The organism is Aeromonas sp. FDAARGOS 1406 (assembly GCF_019048565.1).
Classification (GTDB): Bacteria; Pseudomonadota; Gammaproteobacteria; order Enterobacterales; family Aeromonadaceae; genus Aeromonas; species Aeromonas caviae.
In genome coordinates this window covers 2,209,904-2,225,878 of record NZ_CP077378.1, presented here as the reverse complement: position 1 = coordinate 2,225,878, position 15,975 = coordinate 2,209,904, and the positions used below count along the sequence as shown (strand labels likewise).

At 64.3% G+C, this 15,975-nt stretch carries 14 protein-coding genes; 12 read left to right on the top strand and 2 right to left on the bottom strand.

The genetic code is table 11. The features are described from left to right. Positions 1-101: 101 nt before the first annotated feature. On the bottom strand, positions 102-1,025 hold the full coding sequence (gene lpxL / locus I6L36_RS10475; protein ID WP_010672769.1) for an LpxL/LpxP family Kdo(2)-lipid IV(A) lauroyl/palmitoleoyl acyltransferase: 924 nt from the start codon (positions 1,023-1,025) through the stop codon (positions 102-104). 248 nt (positions 1,026-1,273) lie between these two features. Between lpxL and hldE the strand changes: the two genes are divergently transcribed. Continuing rightward, on the top strand, positions 1,274-2,701 hold the full coding sequence (gene hldE, locus I6L36_RS10470) for a bifunctional D-glycero-beta-D-manno-heptose-7-phosphate kinase/D-glycero-beta-D-manno-heptose 1-phosphate adenylyltransferase HldE (RefSeq protein WP_039039759.1): 1,428 nt from the start codon (positions 1,274-1,276) through the stop codon (positions 2,699-2,701). A 154-nt stretch (positions 2,702-2,855) separates the two neighbouring features. Here the strand turns inward: hldE and tolC are convergent, their stop codons facing one another. After that, positions 2,856-4,181 (bottom strand): outer membrane channel protein TolC, encoded by a 1,326-nt coding sequence (gene tolC / locus I6L36_RS10465; protein ID WP_109112518.1) that lies wholly within the window; start codon positions 4,179-4,181, stop codon positions 2,856-2,858. A 306-nt stretch (positions 4,182-4,487) separates the two neighbouring features. Here tolC and nudF point away from each other — a divergent pair, with 306 nt between their 5' ends. From nudF to parC, 11 genes are all read left to right on the top strand, one after another. After that, positions 4,488-5,129 carry an ADP-ribose diphosphatase gene (gene nudF / locus I6L36_RS10460; RefSeq protein WP_162540584.1) on the top strand — a complete coding sequence of 214 codons (642 nt, stop codon included), beginning with the start codon at positions 4,488-4,490 and terminating at the stop codon, positions 5,127-5,129. A 99-nt stretch (positions 5,130-5,228) separates the two neighbouring features. Continuing rightward, on the top strand, positions 5,229-5,675 hold the full coding sequence (locus tag I6L36_RS10455; protein WP_039039758.1) for a DUF1249 domain-containing protein: 447 nt from the start codon (positions 5,229-5,231) through the stop codon (positions 5,673-5,675). Between the two features lie 27 nt (positions 5,676-5,702). Further along, positions 5,703-6,521 (top strand): 3',5'-cyclic-AMP phosphodiesterase, encoded by an 819-nt coding sequence (cpdA, locus tag I6L36_RS10450; RefSeq protein WP_041214382.1) that lies wholly within the window; start codon positions 5,703-5,705, stop codon positions 6,519-6,521. Between the two features lie 9 nt (positions 6,522-6,530). Beyond that, positions 6,531-7,118 carry a YqiA/YcfP family alpha/beta fold hydrolase gene (locus I6L36_RS10445; protein ID WP_109112516.1) on the top strand — a complete coding sequence of 196 codons (588 nt, stop codon included), beginning with the start codon at positions 6,531-6,533 and terminating at the stop codon, positions 7,116-7,118. Between the two features lie 2 nt (positions 7,119-7,120). Next, a complete protein-coding gene (locus I6L36_RS10440) occupies positions 7,121-7,744 on the top strand; it encodes an NUDIX hydrolase (protein WP_109112515.1) in 624 nt (207 codons plus the stop codon). Between the two features lie 36 nt (positions 7,745-7,780). Beyond that, positions 7,781-8,185 carry a GFA family protein gene (locus I6L36_RS10435; RefSeq protein ID WP_103243792.1) on the top strand — a complete coding sequence of 135 codons (405 nt, stop codon included), beginning with the start codon at positions 7,781-7,783 and terminating at the stop codon, positions 8,183-8,185. 170 nt (positions 8,186-8,355) lie between these two features. After that, a complete protein-coding gene (locus tag I6L36_RS10430; RefSeq protein WP_039039819.1) occupies positions 8,356-8,598 on the top strand; it encodes a DUF1656 domain-containing protein in 243 nt (80 codons plus the stop codon). Then, entirely contained in the window at positions 8,591-9,457 is an 867-nt protein-coding gene (locus I6L36_RS10425; protein ID WP_109112514.1) for an HlyD family secretion protein, read from the top strand. The genes I6L36_RS10430 and I6L36_RS10425 overlap by 8 nt, the downstream gene beginning before the upstream one ends. A gap of 1 nt (position 9,458) precedes the next feature. Continuing rightward, a complete protein-coding gene (locus tag I6L36_RS10420) occupies positions 9,459-11,462 on the top strand; it encodes an FUSC family protein (RefSeq protein WP_216987123.1) in 2,004 nt (667 codons plus the stop codon). 113 nt (positions 11,463-11,575) lie between these two features. After that, entirely contained in the window at positions 11,576-13,486 is a 1,911-nt protein-coding gene (gene parE / locus I6L36_RS10415; protein ID WP_042015440.1) for a DNA topoisomerase IV subunit B, read from the top strand. A gap of 173 nt (positions 13,487-13,659) precedes the next feature. Next, positions 13,660-15,954, top strand: a complete 2,295-nt coding sequence (gene parC / locus I6L36_RS10410) for a DNA topoisomerase IV subunit A (RefSeq protein WP_109113122.1) — start codon at positions 13,660-13,662, stop codon at positions 15,952-15,954. Positions 15,955-15,975: the final 21 nt, after the last annotated feature.

Genomic DNA, 15,975 nt, shown 5'->3' with positions numbered 1-15,975 from the left:
AGCCAACAAAAAAGCCCTCGCAGTGCGAGGGCTTTTTCATGGGGCGCGGTGCCATCCTGTCCTGTCGTCTGGACTTGCCCGGTCGACGGGGCGGGAGGGCATCAGTAGTAGCCGGGATCGTCCGGATTGGGGCGGGTCTTGAAGCGGCGGTGCAGCCACATGTACTGCTCCGGCGCCTTGCGCACGGCGGCTTCAATCTCGCGGTTGGCGCGGCTGGCATCCGCCATGTCGTCACCGCTCGGGTAGTCCGCGAGCGGGGCCCCGATATGCAGGGTGTAGCCCTCCCGGGTACGGATGTTGTAGCAGGGCAGGGTGACGGTGTTCTTCACCCGGGCCAGGGTGGCGGTACCCGTGATGGTGGCGGCCTGCTCCACCGCGAAGTAGGGCACGAAGACGCTGGCATGGCTGCCGTAGTCGTGATCCGGTGCATACCAGAGGGCGTCGCCGTTGCGCAGCGCCTTGATCATCCCCTTCACGTCCATCCGGTCCACTAGGTATTTGTTGGAGGCGCAGCGACCGTGGTACTGGGCGTACTCCAGCACCGGATTGGTGTTGGGGCGATAGACACCGACCCCTGGGCGCACCAGGCCGAAGCAGCGGGCATTGAGCTCCAGCGTCAGGAAGTGGCAGGAGAGCAGCAGCATCCCCTGGCCCTTCTCCATGGCGTTGATGACGTGCTCTTCCCCTTCCACCTTCATCAGGCGGCGCATCCGCCAGTCTGGCCAGAACCAGGCCATGCCCACCTCGAAGATGGCGCAGCCCACGCTCTCGAAGTTCTGCACCAGGAGGGCTTCGCGCTCATCCCGGCTGAGCTCGGGCATCGCCAGCTCCAGGTTGCGGCGGGCAATCTTGACGCGGGATTTCAGCAGCTTGCGGGCCAGGGTGCCGAGCTGGCGGCCCAGCCACATCTGGCTGCGCCAGGGCAGCAACACCAGCAGCCAGAGCAGGGAGAGGCCCAGCCAGCTCCCCCAGTAACGGGGATGGAACAGACGGGGTTCGAGGCGGGGAGCGTGTTCTTGGGCCATGAAGAGTCTCTTGTTCGCAAAGGCAAAGGGGGGAGTCCGACCGAACCGGGGGGCCTGTGTGGGGTGGCCCGGCGCGGATGCGGTCACTCGCATGTGGAGGATTCTATCCGAAAAGCGGGGGCGGGCGCGAATCGCCGTCATCTGGTCAGAGGGGGCATCAGGGGGCAGGGCCGTGCTTTTTTCACGCCCCGGAAAAGAGTGTGATAAAATCGGCCGCTGAATTTTTCAGGTTTTGAGAGCCGATACAGATGAAAATCACCCTGCCCGAGTTTGAAAAAGCCCGCATCCTGGTCGTTGGCGATGTCATGTTGGATCGCTACTGGCATGGCCCTACCGGCCGGATCTCCCCCGAGGCGCCGGTCCCCGTGGTCAAGGTCGAACACATCGAGGAGCGTCCGGGTGGCGCCGCCAACGTGGCGCTCAACTCCGCCGCCCTCGGCGCCCAGGCCGTGCTGCTGGGCCTGACCGGTCAGGATGAAGCCGCCGATGCCCTCGCCAGCCAGATGGCCGGGGTCAAGGTGGCCTGTGATTTCGTGCGCCTGACCGACTATCCGACCATCACCAAGCTGCGGGTGCTGTCCCGCAACCAGCAACTGCTGCGTCTCGACTTCGAAGAGGCCTTCCACGACGTGGATGCCAGCCTGTTGATGGGCAAGGTGGAGCAGGCGCTGCCCCAGGCGGACGTGATGATCCTCTCCGACTACGGAAAGGGCGCCCTCAACGACGTGCCCGGCATGATCCGGCGTGCCCGCGCCGCCGGTATCCCCGTGCTGGTCGACCCCAAGGGGACCGATTTCGAGAAGTACCGTGGTGCCACCCTGCTGACCCCCAACATGTCCGAGTTCGAGGCCGTGGTGGGCAAGGTGAAGGGGGAAGAAGACCTGGTCGCCAGGGGGCTGGAGCTGGTCAAGCGCTTCGAGCTGGATGCCCTGCTGGTCACCCGTTCCGAGAACGGCATGACCCTGATCCGCGAAGGGCAGCCCGAGCTGCACCTGCCGGCCCAGGCCCACGAGGTCTATGACGTCACCGGTGCCGGTGACACCGTCATCTCCACCCTGGCGACTTCCCTTGCCGCAGGCAAGAGTCTGGATGAGGCCTGCGCCCTGGCCAACACCGCCGCCGGCATCGTGGTCGGCAAGCTGGGGACCTCCACCGTGAGCCCGGTGGAACTGGCCAACGCCCTCTACACCGAGCAGGAGACCGGCTTTGGCGTCATGTCCGAGGCCCAGCTCAAGGTGGCCGTCCAGGCCGCCCGTCTGCGCGGCGAGAAGGTGGTGATGACCAACGGCTGCTTCGACATTCTGCACGCGGGTCATGTCTCCTATCTGGCCAATGCGGGCAAGCTGGGGGACCGCCTGATCGTGGCGGTGAACACCGACGAGTCCGTGCGTCGCCTCAAGGGGCCGGGTCGCCCGGTCAACCCGACCGAGCGCCGTATGACTGTGCTGGCGGCCCTGGGTGCCGTGGACTGGGTGGTCCCCTTCAGCGAAGACACTCCCCAGCGTCTGATCGCCGAGATCCTGCCAGACCTCCTGGTCAAGGGGGGCGACTACAAGCCCGAAGAGATCGCCGGTTATGCCGAGGTGACCGCCAATGGCGGCGAGGTGCGAGTGCTGAACTTCGAGGACGGCTGCTCCACCACCGACATCATCAAGACCATCCGCGAACGCGGATAAGCGTAAAACCCGGCCAAGGCCGGGTTTTTTGATGGGGCTGCCGGGTCGGTGACATGGCCGCTGCCTGGCAGGCCCTGACCAACGCACTTCCAGCGGCGAACAGAGATGAAAAAGGCGACCCCGGGGTCGCCTTTTCTCATGGTGTGCGTCTGGCTCAGGACTTCTTGGTAACCTGGGCGGCGGGCATCAGACCCTGGTTCACCTCTTCCAGATCCTTCTGCTCCAGGATGCCGGCGGCCTGCTTGAGGGAGAGGATGCTGAGGATGTAGTTGTAGCGGGCCTCGGAGAGCTTCTGCTTGGCCTGATACAGCTTGCGGGTGGAGTCCAGCACGTCGACGATGGTGCGGGTGCCCACCTCGTAACCGGCCTCGGTCGCCTTCAGGGCGCTGTCGGCGGAGATGACGGACTGGCTGTAGGCGCGGACCGAGCCGATGCTGGCGTTCACGTTGTTGTAGGAGGAGCGGACCGTGCTCTGCACCGAGCGGAAGCTGCGCTCGAGCTGTTCGCTGGCGGCCACGTAGTTGAACTGTGCCTGCTTGACCTGGGAGGTGGTGGCCCCGCCGGTGTAGATGGGCAGCTTGAAGTTCAGGCCGATGTTGCCCTGATTGCTGTTGCTCTCGGGGTTGCGGATCTCGTCCTTGTAATCGTTGTAACCGGCGTTCAGGCCGGCGCCCAGATCCAGGGTCGGTTCATGACCGGTCTTGGCCAGATCGATCTGCTCCTTGGCGATGTCCTTGCCGATGCGGGCGCTGTGCAGCTCCAGGTTCTTGTCCAGGGCCAGTTCCAGCCACTTGTCGGAGTTGAACGCGGTCTTCTGCGGGCTGAAGCGATCGGTGTTGAGCACGTCCAGTTGACGGTGGTCGATACCGGTCAGCTCGCGCAGGCTCTCGTAGCTGTTGTCCAGGGTGTTCTCGGCATTGATCTCGTCCGCCAGCGCCTGATCGCGCTCGGCCTCGGCCTCGTGCACGTCGGTGATGGCGGTCAGGCCCACTTCGAAGCGCTGCTGGGTCTGTTCAAGCTGACGCTCGACCGCGGTCTTGTTGGCACGCACGAATTCCAGGGTATCCATGGCCTTGAGCACGTCGAAGTAGGCCTGGGCGGTACGCAGCATCAGGTTCTGGTACTCGAGGTTGTAGGCCACGTCGGACTGGGTGGCGCTCTTCTCGGTCAGATCCAGGTTGACCCAGTTGCTGCGACGGTAGATGGATTGATCCAGGGTCACGGAGCCGGTAGCGCCCGTGTTGGTCATGGTGTCGTTCTTGTTTTGCAGGTAGTTCAGGCCGGCGCCCAGGTTGATCTGGGGCAGCAGGGCTGCACGGGATTCGTTGATCTTCTCGAAGGCCAGGTCCCGCTTGGCCTTGGATTCCAGCAGCTGGGTGTCCTTGATCTGGGCCTGTTGGTAAATATCGAGCAGGTTTTCGGCATGAGCGGCGCCGCTCACACCCAGCATCACCATGACTGACAAGAGTGTTCTTTTCATATGATAGTTTTAACCTTTTGTATCAACCCAAAGCTGTCCGCTGGATGAAGGGGGGATTGTCACCGACCAAGCTTGATTTCAGCTTAACCACTCTACTATAAGCAGATTTCATTGCGAACTGTCTCTTTTCCAGCTGCGGAAACGTCAAGGTCCGGGGCGAGTTTTCTCGGCAACGCGCCTAGCCAAATGCCCTGTGGCTGCTAAAATCCTTCCCTCATCGTCGGCGAGAGCGAGTGAATGAATGTTCATTCATGCCCCCGAATATTATGGTCAAACCAAGCCAAGTCAAGCTGGCAGGAGTCTCGAATGTCACAGCAAGCCTTGCCTCAAACCTGCCACTACTCTAGCGATGATGTGAAAATCATTGAAAAATCAGCTGGATATAATGGCTTCTTCAAGGTGAATGTCTACCGCCTGCAACACAGGCTGTTTGCCGGTGGCTGGAACGCCCCCATCGTCCGGGAACTGTTCGAACGTGGCCATGCCGCCGCCCTGCTGCCTTATGATCCGGTGCGGGACGAGATCGTGCTGGTGGAGCAGTTTCGCATCGGCGCCATGGAGACCAGCTCCACCCCCTGGCTGCTGGAGCTGGTGGCCGGCATCATCGATGAAGGGGAGACCGCCGAGGCAGTGGTGCGGCGCGAAGCGGTAGAAGAGGCAGGGATCGAGGTGGGACGCTGCGAACACGCCATCAGCTATCTGGTGAGCCCGGGTGGCAGCACCGAGCGCATCGAGGTGTTCGTGGGCGAGGTGGATGCCAGTCAGGCCAAGGGGATCCACGGTCTGGCTGAAGAGGGGGAAGACATCCGGGTCCACGTGGTGAGCCGCGAGCAGGCCTATGCCTGGCTCAAAGAGGGGCGCATCGACAATGCCGCCTCCGTCATCGCCCTGCAGTGGCTGGCTCTGAACCACGGCGAGCTGCGGGCACGCTGGCTGGCGGGGCGCTGAGGTGACGCTCGTTCAGACCCGGGTCAGGTGCCCTGTGTCCGACTGGAACACTGTGCAGTGGGTCCACCCTTCATGGACCCTGATTGAGGGAGCCGCGACATGTCATTAGTCCAGAGCCCGATGAAGCGCTATGTGCCTGATTTGATGTCCTTGCAGCGTACTTGCGAGGTCAATTACATGGCGCTGATGAAACTGTTGCCGCCCGGCGGCAGCGTGGGTGCCGAGCGCCGCTATCAGGTCGGCAACGGCCTGCAGTTCCAGCTCACGGTGACCGAGGAGAGCCGCTTCACCAGCCAGGTGATCCTGGCCCAGCACAACCCCGAATTGCCGAGCTACTTGCAAGCCCGGATAGAGATTCGTTTGTATCATGATGTGCGAATGGCGGAAGTGTGTGCGGCGCAACAGATTTCAATGTTGCAACCACGTTATGATTATCCCAATCAAAAAATGCATCACAGGGATGAAAAGGAGCAGGTAAATCTATTCTTGGCCGATTGGTTGAGATTTTGTCTCAAACACGGCACCAGCCTGATTAACATCCTCTAGTCGAACCCATAAAAAAGAAGCGTGATTTTGGAAACAGAGCTACCTCAGGCGCCGGACGGCAGTGTGCGCCTGTTACAGATTACCGATACCCATCTCTTCGCCAGTGCCGAGGGGCGGCTGCTAGCCGTGCCCACGGCGCAGAGTCTGGCCGCCGTGCTGGAGCGGGTGCAGGCCAACGAGCACCCGTTCGATCTCATCCTCGCCACCGGGGATCTTTCCCAGGATCACAGCCCGGAGTCCTACCAGCGCTTCGCCTCCATGATGGCGCCCCTGGCTCGCCCCATCTACTGGTTGCCCGGCAACCACGACGACGGCCCCCTGATGACCGAATACCTCCATGCGGCCGGCATCAGCGAGGCCAAGCAACTGGTAGGCGAGCACTGGCAGGTGATCCTGCTGGATACCCAGGTGCGCGGCAAACCCCACGGGGTGCTGGGGGATCACCAGCTGGCGGCCCTGGATCAGGCCCTGCGCCAGCATCCCGAGCGCCATGCCCTCATCGCCCTGCACCATCAGGCGGTGCCGGTGGGCTGCGCCTGGCTGGATCAGCACAACCTCAAGAATGCCGACGACCTGTTCGCCGTGCTGGCCCGCCACCCGCAGCAGAAGACCATACTGTTCGGCCACGTCCATCAGGAGTTTGACGAGGTGCACCACGGAGTGCGGCTCATCGCCAGCCCCTCTACCTGCATCCAGTTCAAGCCGCTCTCCGACGGTTTCGCACTGGACGAATCCGGCCCGGGCTGGCGCTATCTCACCCTGCACCCGGATGGCCGGGTGGCGAGCCAGGTGTGGCGCCTGCCGCTGGGGCAGTTCGTGCCCGATCCCAATGCCACCGGTTACTGAGGGGTTGCCATGAAGCCCGTCCTGCTCTATCTGCACGGTTTCAATTCATCCCCCGGCTCTGCCAAGGCGCAGCAGATGGCGGCCTGGGTGGCCGAGAACAGGCCCGATATCGAGGTGGTGATCCCGCCCCAGCCCAACACCCCGGCGGCCGCCTGGGCTGCCATCGAGCAGGCCATCGCCGACCTGAAGGCCCGCCACGGCAGCGCCCTACGACTGGGCGCCGTGGGCAGCTCCCTCGGTGGCTTCATGGCCACGAGAGTGAGCGAGATGTACGGTTGCCGCGCCGCCCTCATCAACCCGGCGGTGCGCCCCCACGAGCTGCTCTGCGACTACCTCGGCCCCCAGACCAACCCCTACAGCGGCGAACGCTATGAACTGTTGCCCGGACACATGGACGAGCTGAGAGCGCTGGCGGTGCCGGTGACTGCCCCCGAGCGGCTCTGGGTGCTGCAACAGCAGGAGGACGAGGTGCTCGACTATCGCAAGGCGCTGGACGAATACCGCTTTGCCCGTCTCTCCCTGGAGTACGGCGGCGATCACGCCTTCACAGGCTTCGAGCGCTACCCCGCCCAGATCGTCCGTTTCCTCGGGCTCTAGCCGTGCAGCCGCCGTTGGCCGCCTTCCTCGAACAGGTGCTGGCCACGGCCCAGGCGGGGCTCACCTATTCCCGCGATCCCTTCGACATCGCCCGCTTCGAGGCGCTGCGAGCGGCCACGGTGACGCTCATCGCCAGCCAGAGCGAGCTGGCTCCCGATGCCATCGGCGACTGGATTGCCCTCGACAGCGGCTATCCCACCCCCAAGCTCGATGTGCGGGCCTTCATTCAGAACGACGCGGGCCATGTCCTGCTGGTGCAGGAGCGCAGTGACGGGCGCTGGACCCTGCCGGGGGGCTGGTGCGACATCGGCGATTCGCCTGCGGACGCCGTGGTGCGGGAAGTGAGCGAGGAGACCGGCCTCGCCTGTCGGGCGGTGCAGCTGCTGGCCCTGTTCGACAAGCTCAAGCATCCCCATCCCCCGCAGCTACCCCACGCCCACAAGGCCTTCTTCCTGTGCGAGGTGACGGGGGGCGCTCTGCTTACCGACACCGATGAAACCAAAGGGGCGGGGTACTTCCCCATCGACGCCTTGCCCGAACTCTCCCGCCACCGGGTGGTTGCGTCCCAGTTGCGCACCCTGCATGACCATCTGTCGCAGGGGCGGGGGGATACCCTGTTCGATTAACCGGTTCGCAGCCTGACACTGCGGCAAGGAGGCAGCATGATCAAGCGTATCGGCAATACCCCCATTCAAGAGAAACACAAGGCGAGCTGCCACTGCGGCGCCGTGGTGCTGGAGCTGACCCTGCCGGATGGCGTGGTGGATCCGCGCCGCTGCGACTGCTCCCTCTGCCGACGTCGTGGCGCCATCGTCGCCTCGGTGCCGCTCTCCGGCATCCGCATCCTGCAAGGGGAGGCGGCGCTTCGTTGCTACCAGTTCAACACCCGCACCGCGAAACACTACTTTTGCAGCGTCTGCGGCATCTACACCCATCACCAGCGCCGATCCAATCCGGCGGAATATGGCTACAACCTCGCCTGTCTGGAGGGGGTCAACCCGTTCGATCTGGGAGAGGTGCCGACCCGCGACGGGGTGCATCACCCGGCAGATACCGTAGCCGATTGAACGCGAGGTGACTGCCCGACGGGTGGCAGGGAGGACGGGCGAGGTGTTGCCGCGCCACTCCCGTGACGACGCCTCAGGGGGTCATCTGCCTGTGTAGCCCCCGCAATGGCTGTGTTAACCTTGCCCTGTCCGTCTCCCGGCGGACCCCGGCCTTTCTCTTCATTCCATCTCTGCCAACAGGGGGCACACCCGTGACGACTGCTTCAGCGCTGCCGGATCTGATCCTCGGGGCCTCGCTCTACTTTCCGCCCCTGTTCAAGGCCGTGCTGCTCGGCCTGCTGGGCTGGCTGCCGCTGCACCATCTGCTGCGGGACTGGCTCTACGGCGGCGAGGTCTGGCACCCCCTGCTGATGGATCTCTCCCTCTTCATCCTCGCCGTCAGCGGCGCCCTATGGATATTGCTACATGGCTAAATCACCCCTTGCGACCCTCAAATACTTCTCCACCCTGCTGGTCTTTGCCCTGGCGCTGGTGTCGCTCTGGTGGCTGTGGAACGACTACATGCAGGGCCCCTGGACCCGGGATGGCAAGGTGCGGGCCGAGCTGGTCAGCATCACGCCCCAGGTGTCGGGCAAGATCGTCAGGATAGGGGTCAAGGACAACCAGCTGGTGAAGGCGGGGGACCTGCTCTTCACCCTGGATCCCGAGCCCTATCGCATCGCGCTGGACAACGCCAGCGCGGCCCTGGCCAAGGCCAGGTCGGATCTCGACAAGGCGGAGCACGAGGCGAACCGTCGCCAGAGCCTCTCCCGCACCGTCATCTCCGCCGAGGCGGTGGATGAGTCCAGGCTCAATGCCCAGGCGATGAAGGCGGCCTATGAGGTGGTCCAAGCCAATCTGGAGCAGGCCAGATGGTCCCTTGCCCGGACCGAGGTCCACGCCGCGAGCGACGGCTACATCACCAATCTGCAGGTCAGGGTCGGCAACTACGCCACCGCCGGGGTGCCCCTGGTGGCTCTGATAGACACCCACTCCTTCTATGTGCAGGGCTATTTCGAAGAGACCAAGCTCAGGCACATCGCCCCCGGCAAACCGGCCGAGGTGGTGCTCTACAGTGGGGATCGGGTACTCAGGGGGGAGGTGGAAAGCATAGGGCGCGCCATTCACGATCAGAGCCTGGAAGGCAGCGAGGGGCTGCTGCTCGACGTCAAGCCGAACGTGCCCTGGGTGCGCCTGGCCCAGCGGGTGCCGGTGCGGATCAGGCTGCTGGCGATTCCCCCGGATCTGGTCTTGATCGCGGGCACGACCTGTACCATCACCATAGGGGACTAGAGTGATCCTCTCGCTCTGGCGCCAGACCCCCTGGGGCAAGGCCAACGGCGGCCAGTGGCGCTACGCCCTGCGCAATGCCCTGGCCATGTGCCTGTCGCTCTGGCTGGCGTTCGTGCTGCAACTCGACTCTCCCTACTGGGCCATGACCTCCGCCGCCGTGGTGAGCTTTCCCACCGTGGGGGGCGTCATCAGCAAGAGCCTGGGGCGGGTGGTGGGCAGCCTCATCGGCGCCATGGCGGCGGTGATGATCACCGGCCTTGGCATCGGTGATCCCTGGCTCTTCAGCCTGCTTATCGCCCTCTGGCTGGGGGGTTGCACCTACATCTCCAACCACCATCAGAACAACGTCTCCTACGGTTTCGCCCTGGCGGGCTATACCGCCGCCATCATCGCCTTCTCCTGCGTCAACCTGACCGACCCGCAGCATATCTTCGACATCGCCCAGGCCCGGGTGAGCGAGGTGATCGTCGGCATCCTCTGCGGCGGCCTGATGATGATGATCCTGCCGAGTTTCTCCGATGGCGAGACCCTGCTGGACTCCCTTGGCAAGAGCCAGACCCGGCTGCTGGAACATGCCCAGCTGCTCTGGCTCGGGGAGACGGGCGCCGATGTGCGCACCGCCCACGAGGGGGTGATCGGTCAGATCCTCACCCTGAACGTGCTGCGCATCCAGGCCGTCTGGAGCCACCACCGCCTGCGCCGCCACAACCAGTTGCTGAACTATCTGCTCCATCGCCAGCTGAGGATGGTCAGCCTCATCTCGGGGCTGCGCCGCATGCTGCAACACTGGCCAGAGGACGCAGTCGACCCGGCCCCCATGCTGGCCGCCGTGCTGCGGGAGCTGGGACAGGGGGGCTGCGACAAGCTGCGCATCGCCCGCCTGATGGCGCCCTTCGTGGCCCGTTCGGGGGACGATTATCGCTGTCAGGCCTTCTGGCTGCGGCTGCGCCACTTCTGCTGGAGCTACCTGGAGTGTCAGCGCTGGCTGGAAAGGCTGGCCCGCCACGATGGCCAGGAGTGGCCGGCGCCGCCGCGCCACAGCTCTCTGACCAGTCACACCGACGGCCTGGAGGCGGCCTACAACGGGGGGCGTACCTTCCTCTGCGTGATGCTGGGCTGCACCTTCTGGATCCACAGCCAGTGGGATGCGGGCGCTGCGGCCCTGACCCTGCTCGCCATCTGCTGCGTGCTCTATTCCGCCACCCCGGCCCCGGCCAAGGGGGCCCAGACCATGCTCAAGGCCATCGTGCTGCTCAGCTTTATCTGCTTCGGGGTCAAGTTCGGGCTGATGATCCGCATCGACGACTTCTGGATCTTCTGCGCCCTGCTGTTCCCCGCCCTCATCACCCTGCAACTGCTGAAATTGCAGCGACCCCAGGGGGCGGCGCTCTGGGGCCAGCTCATCGTGCTGCTCGGCTCCTTCCTCGCCATCACCAATCCGCCGAGCTACGACTACCTCGCCTTCGTCAACAGCAGCCTAGCGCAGGCACTGGGAGTGATGAGTGCAGGGCTGGCGTTCCAGCTCCTGAGGCCCAGCTCGGATCGGTGCAAGAGCCGCCGCCTGATGCATCGTCTGCGGCGGGATTTCGTGGACCAGCTGGCCCCGGCCCCGCAGCAGAGCGAGGGGGAGTTTGAGTCCCGGGTCTATCACGCGGTGAGCCAGCTCAGCCAGAGTCAGGATCAGGGGGCCCGGCTCTGGGTGCTGCGCTGGGGCGTGGTGCTGCTCAATTGCAGCCATATCGTCTGGCAGCTCAGGCTCTGGCGCAGCCGGGATCCGGCCCTCTATCTGGTGCGTGACGGCTGTCTGCGCTGCCTGAAAGGGATTCTGACCGAAGGGGGCGTGCAGCACGAGACCCTGGGGCGCACCCTGGCGGAGCTGGACCGCATCAGCCTGGGGCTGGGGGAACATGCAGATCCGGCGGCCCGGGCTCTGGCGGGGCTGGTGTGGCGACTCCACTGCTCCCTCTCCCAGCTTGTGCAGGCCCTGCCCGGGGAACCCGCCTGATCCCGGGCGGGGAGGCCGGAGCCCCTCTGGATCACCCTTTGCGAGCGCCCCATTTGTCCCGGGCCCTCCCAGCGAGTAAGATTCCCCCCAAACGTCAATTCGCAAGGCCCTCCATGTCCACTCAATACAATGCGGATGCCATTGAGGTCCTCAATGGCCTTGAACCGGTGCGTCGCCGCCCCGGCATGTACACCGACACCACCCGGCCCAATCACCTCGGCCAGGAGGTCATCGACAACAGCGTCGACGAGGCGCTGGCGGGTCACGCCCGCAATCTGGAGGTGATCCTGCACGAGGATCAGTCCCTCGAGGTGATCGACGACGGTCGCGGCATGCCGGTGGACATCCACCCGGAGGAAGGGGTCTCCGGCGTGGAGCTGATCCTCTGCAAGCTGCACGCGGGGGGCAAGTTCTCCAACAAGAACTATCAGTTCTCCGGTGGCTTGCACGGGGTGGGGATCTCCGTGGTGAACGCCCTCTCCGATCGGGTCGAGGTGACGGTGCGCCGGGACGGCCAGGTCTACGACATCGCCTTCGAGCGGGGCGACAAGGTGTCTGATCTGACCATCACCGGCACCTGCGGACGCCGCAACACCGGCACCCGGGTGCGCTTCTGGCCAGAGGCGCGCTACTTCGATTCGCCGCGCTTCTCGGTCTCCAAGCTCGAGCACCTGCTCAAAGCCAAGGCCGTGCTCTGCCCGGGCCTCACCATCAAGTTCCTCGACAAGAACACCGGCATCAAGCTGGAGTGGTGCTACGAAGACGGCCTCAAGGATTACCTCATCGATGCGGTCAAGCAGTTCACCTGCCTGCCGGAGCAGCCCTTCGTCGGCTCTTTCAGCTCCGAGCAGTCGGCGGTGGACTGGGCTCTGTGCTGGTTGCCGGAAGGGGGCGAATGCCTCGCCGAATCCTATGTGAACCTCATTCCCACCGCGCTCGGTGGCACCCATGTCAACGGCCTGCGCCAGGGGTTGCTCGACGCCATGCGCGAGTTCTGCGAGTTCCGCAACCTCTTGCCCCGCGGGGTCAAGCTCACCCCGGAAGACATCTGGGATCGCTGCGCCTACATCCTCTCCATCAAGATGCAGGACCCGCAGTTTGCCGGCCAGACCAAGGAGCGTCTGTCGTCCCGCCAGAGCTCGGCCTTCGTGTCGGGCGTGGTGAAGGATGCCTTCAGCCTTTACTTGAACAGCAACACCGAGCTGGCCGAACAGCTGGCGGAGCTCTGCATCTCCAGCGCCCAGCGCCGGATGCGCGCCGCCAAGACGGTGGTGCGCAAGAAGATAACCCAGGGCCCGGCCCTGCCCGGCAAGCTCACCGACTGCGGCTGCGCCGATCCCATGCAGGGGGAGCTCTTCCTGGTGGAGGGTGACTCCGCGGGCGGCAGTGCCAAGCAGGCGCGGGATCGCGAGTTTCAGGCCATCATGCCGCTGCGCGGCAAGATCCTGAACACCTGGGAGGTGGAGGCCGGTCAGGTGCTCGCCTCGCAAGAAGTACACGACATCTCGGTGGCGATCGGGCTCGATCCCGATTCCGACGACCTCAGTGGCCTGCGCTACGGCAAGGTGTGCATCCTCGCGGATGCGGACTCGGACGGTCTGCACATCGCCACCCTGCTCTGCGCCCTCTTTGTGAAGCACTTCCGCACGCTGGTGGAAAAGGGCCATGTCTATGTGGCCATGCCGCCCCTCTATCGTATCGACATCGGCAAGGAGGTCTTCTACGCCCTCGACGAGGACGAGAAGAACGGAGTGCTGCAACGGGTCGAGGCCGAGAAGAAGAAGGGCAAGGTGATGGTGACCCGATTCAAGGGGCTGGGTGAGATGAACCCGAAACAGCTGCGGGAAACCACCATGGATCCCAACACCCGCCGCCTGGTGCAGCTCACCATGGGCGCGGAAGGGGGGGCAGAAGGGGAAGATGGGGACGAGACCCTGCAACTGATGGACATGCTGCTGGCCAAGAAGCGCGCCGGTGATCGCCGCGAATGGCTGGAAGAGAAGGGCAACCTCGCCATCATCTAAAGCGAGTCGCAAGTACCCCGGCCCTCCCCTTCGCAAGGGGAGGGGGCCAAGCCTCTCCTCCCCCTCATGGAGGGGGAGGTTGGGAGGGGGTCTTGTGATTCACCGTCGGCCCCCTGCCGACCCGCATTTCCGGCGTGCCCTCTGAGGGCGTGCCATAGCAAGAGAACAACCTTATGAGTGATGCTATCGAGCTCAGTCTGGACGGGGTCGAGCGCCAGCCAATGCGCACCTTTACCGAACAGGCTTACTTGAACTACTCCATGTACGTCATCATGGATCGGGCCCTGCCGCATATCGGCGACGGCCTCAAGCCCGTGCAGCGGCGCATCATCTACGCCATGAGCGAGCTGGGTCTGTCGGCGCTGTCCAAGCACAAGAAGTCAGCCCGTACCGTGGGTGACGTGCTGGGTAAATATCACCCCCACGGCGACAGCGCCTGTTACGAAGCCATGGTGCTGATGGCCCAGCCCTTCTCCTACCGCTACCCGCTGGTGGACGGCCAGGGCAACTGGGGTGCGCCGGACGATCCCAAATCCTTCGCCGCCATGCGTTATACCGAGGCGCGCCTGTCGCGCTTCTCCGAACTGCTGCTCTCCGAGCTCGGCCAGGGCACGGTGGAGTGGACGCCGAACTTCGACGGCACCATGAAAGAGCCCGTGGTGCTGCCCGCCCGCTTGCCGCACATCCTGCTCAACGGGGTGACCGGCATCGCGGTGGGGATGGCGACCGACATCCCGCCCCACAACGCGCGGGAAGTGGCCCACGCCTGCGTGGAGCTTTTGGACAACCCCAATGCCGGCCTGGATGCCCTGATGGCACATGTGCAGGGGCCGGACTACCCGACCAACGCCGAGATCATCACGCCCCGCGATGACATCCGCAAAATCTACGAGACCGGCAAGGGCTCCATCAAGCAGCGGGCGGTGTGGTGCGAGGAAGATGGCGACATCGTCATCACGGCGCTGCCTCATCAGGCCTCCGGCGCCAAGATCATGGAGCAGATTGCCGCCCAGATGGTGGCCAAGAAGCTGCCCATGGTGACCGATCTGCGGGATGAATCGGACCACGAGAACCCGACCCGTCTGGTGATCGTGCCGCGCTCCAACCGGGTGGACGTGGAAGGGCTGATGGCCCACCTGTTCGCTACCACGGACTTGGAGAAGAACTACCGGGTCAACCTCAACATCCTGGGTCTGGACAACCGGCCCCAGGTGAAAGACCTCAAGACCATCCTCACCGAGTGGCTGAGTTTTCGCCGCGAGACGGTGCGCCGCCGCCTGCAGTATCGCCTCGACAAAGTGCTGGCGCGCCTGCACATCCTCGAAGGCTTGCTCATTGCCTACCTCAACATCGACGAGGTGATCGAGATCATCCGCACCGAGGAAGAGCCGGGTCGGGTGATGATGGAGCGTTTCAACATCAGCGAGACCCAGGCCGAGGCGATCCTCGAGCTCAAACTGCGCCACCTGGCCAAGCTCGAAGAGTTCAAGCTGCGCGCCGAGCAGAATGAACTGGCGGAAGAGCGCGACAAGCTGGAACTGATCCTGGGTTCCGAGCGCCGTCTCAGCACATTGCTCAAGAAAGAGATCCTGGCGGATGCCGAGAAGTACGGCGACGATCGCCGCACCCCGCTGGTGGAGCGCGCCACCGCCGTGGCCCTGACCGAGAAGGAGCTCACCCCGAGCGAGCCGGTGACCGTGATCCTCTCCGACAAGGGGTGGGTGCGCGCCGCCAAGGGCCACGACGTGGACGTGGAGGGCCTCTCCTACAAGGCGGGAGATGGCTATCTCGCCCACGCCCATGGCCGCAGCAACCAGCAGGCGGTGTTCCTCTCCACCCTGGGACGTACCTACTCGCTGGAGGCCCATACTCTGCCCTCTGCCCGCAGTCAGGGCGAGCCGCTCACCGGCCGCTTCGCGCTGGGGGCCGGGGAAGAGGTGCGCCATCTGGTGATGGGTAACGAGGGCGAGCCGTATCTCATCTGTTCTGACGCCGGTTACGGCTTCGTCTGCAAATATGACGACCTGATCGGTAAGAACAAGAACGGCAAGGCGCTGCTGACCGTGCCGGAAGGGGGCATCGTCATGGCGCCCCAGAGGATAGGCGCGCCGGACACGGATCTCTGCATGGCCATCTCCAACGAGGGGCGCATGCTGCTGTTCCCGCTCAATACCCTGCCGGTACTCGGCAAGGGCAAGGGCAACAAGCTCATCAGCATCCCCTCTGCTCGCGTGAAGGCGCGGGAGGAGTTTGTGGTGATGGCGGCCGTCATCCCGCAAGGCCAGTCCGTCACCCTGTTTGCCGGCAAGCGCAAGCTCACCCTCAAGCCATCTGACCTTGACTACTACCGCGGCGAGCGCGGCCGCCGCGGTGCCAAGCTGCCCCGCGGCTTGCAGCGCGTCGATCGTATCGAGATTGAACCCGCAGCCGGAACCGAACCGGCAGCCGGGGAAAATCAGGAAGGGTAATTAATCCGACATTCCGCACCT

Bases quoted from the DNA above. Each gene is read 5' to 3' on its own strand.
- I6L36_RS10435 (WP_103243792.1), top strand. From the start codon at position 7,781: ATGATCAAGCGTATCGGCAATACCCCCATTCAAGAGAAACACAAGGCG.
- parC (WP_109113122.1), top strand. From the start codon at position 13,660: ATGAGTGATGCTATCGAGCTCAGTCTGGACGGGGTCGAGCGCCAGCCA.
- lpxL (WP_010672769.1), bottom strand. From the start codon at position 1,025: ATGGCCCAAGAACACGCTCCCCGCCTCGAACCCCGTCTGTTCCATCCC.
- parE (WP_042015440.1), top strand. From the start codon at position 11,576: ATGTCCACTCAATACAATGCGGATGCCATTGAGGTCCTCAATGGCCTT.
- nudF (WP_162540584.1), top strand. From the start codon at position 4,488: ATGTCACAGCAAGCCTTGCCTCAAACCTGCCACTACTCTAGCGATGAT.
- hldE (WP_039039759.1), top strand. From the start codon at position 1,274: ATGAAAATCACCCTGCCCGAGTTTGAAAAAGCCCGCATCCTGGTCGTT.
- tolC (WP_109112518.1), bottom strand. From the start codon at position 4,181: ATGAAAAGAACACTCTTGTCAGTCATGGTGATGCTGGGTGTGAGCGGC.
- I6L36_RS10455 (WP_039039758.1), top strand. From the start codon at position 5,229: ATGTCATTAGTCCAGAGCCCGATGAAGCGCTATGTGCCTGATTTGATG.
- I6L36_RS10425 (WP_109112514.1), top strand. From the start codon at position 8,591: ATGGCTAAATCACCCCTTGCGACCCTCAAATACTTCTCCACCCTGCTG.
- I6L36_RS10445 (WP_109112516.1), top strand. From the start codon at position 6,531: ATGAAGCCCGTCCTGCTCTATCTGCACGGTTTCAATTCATCCCCCGGC.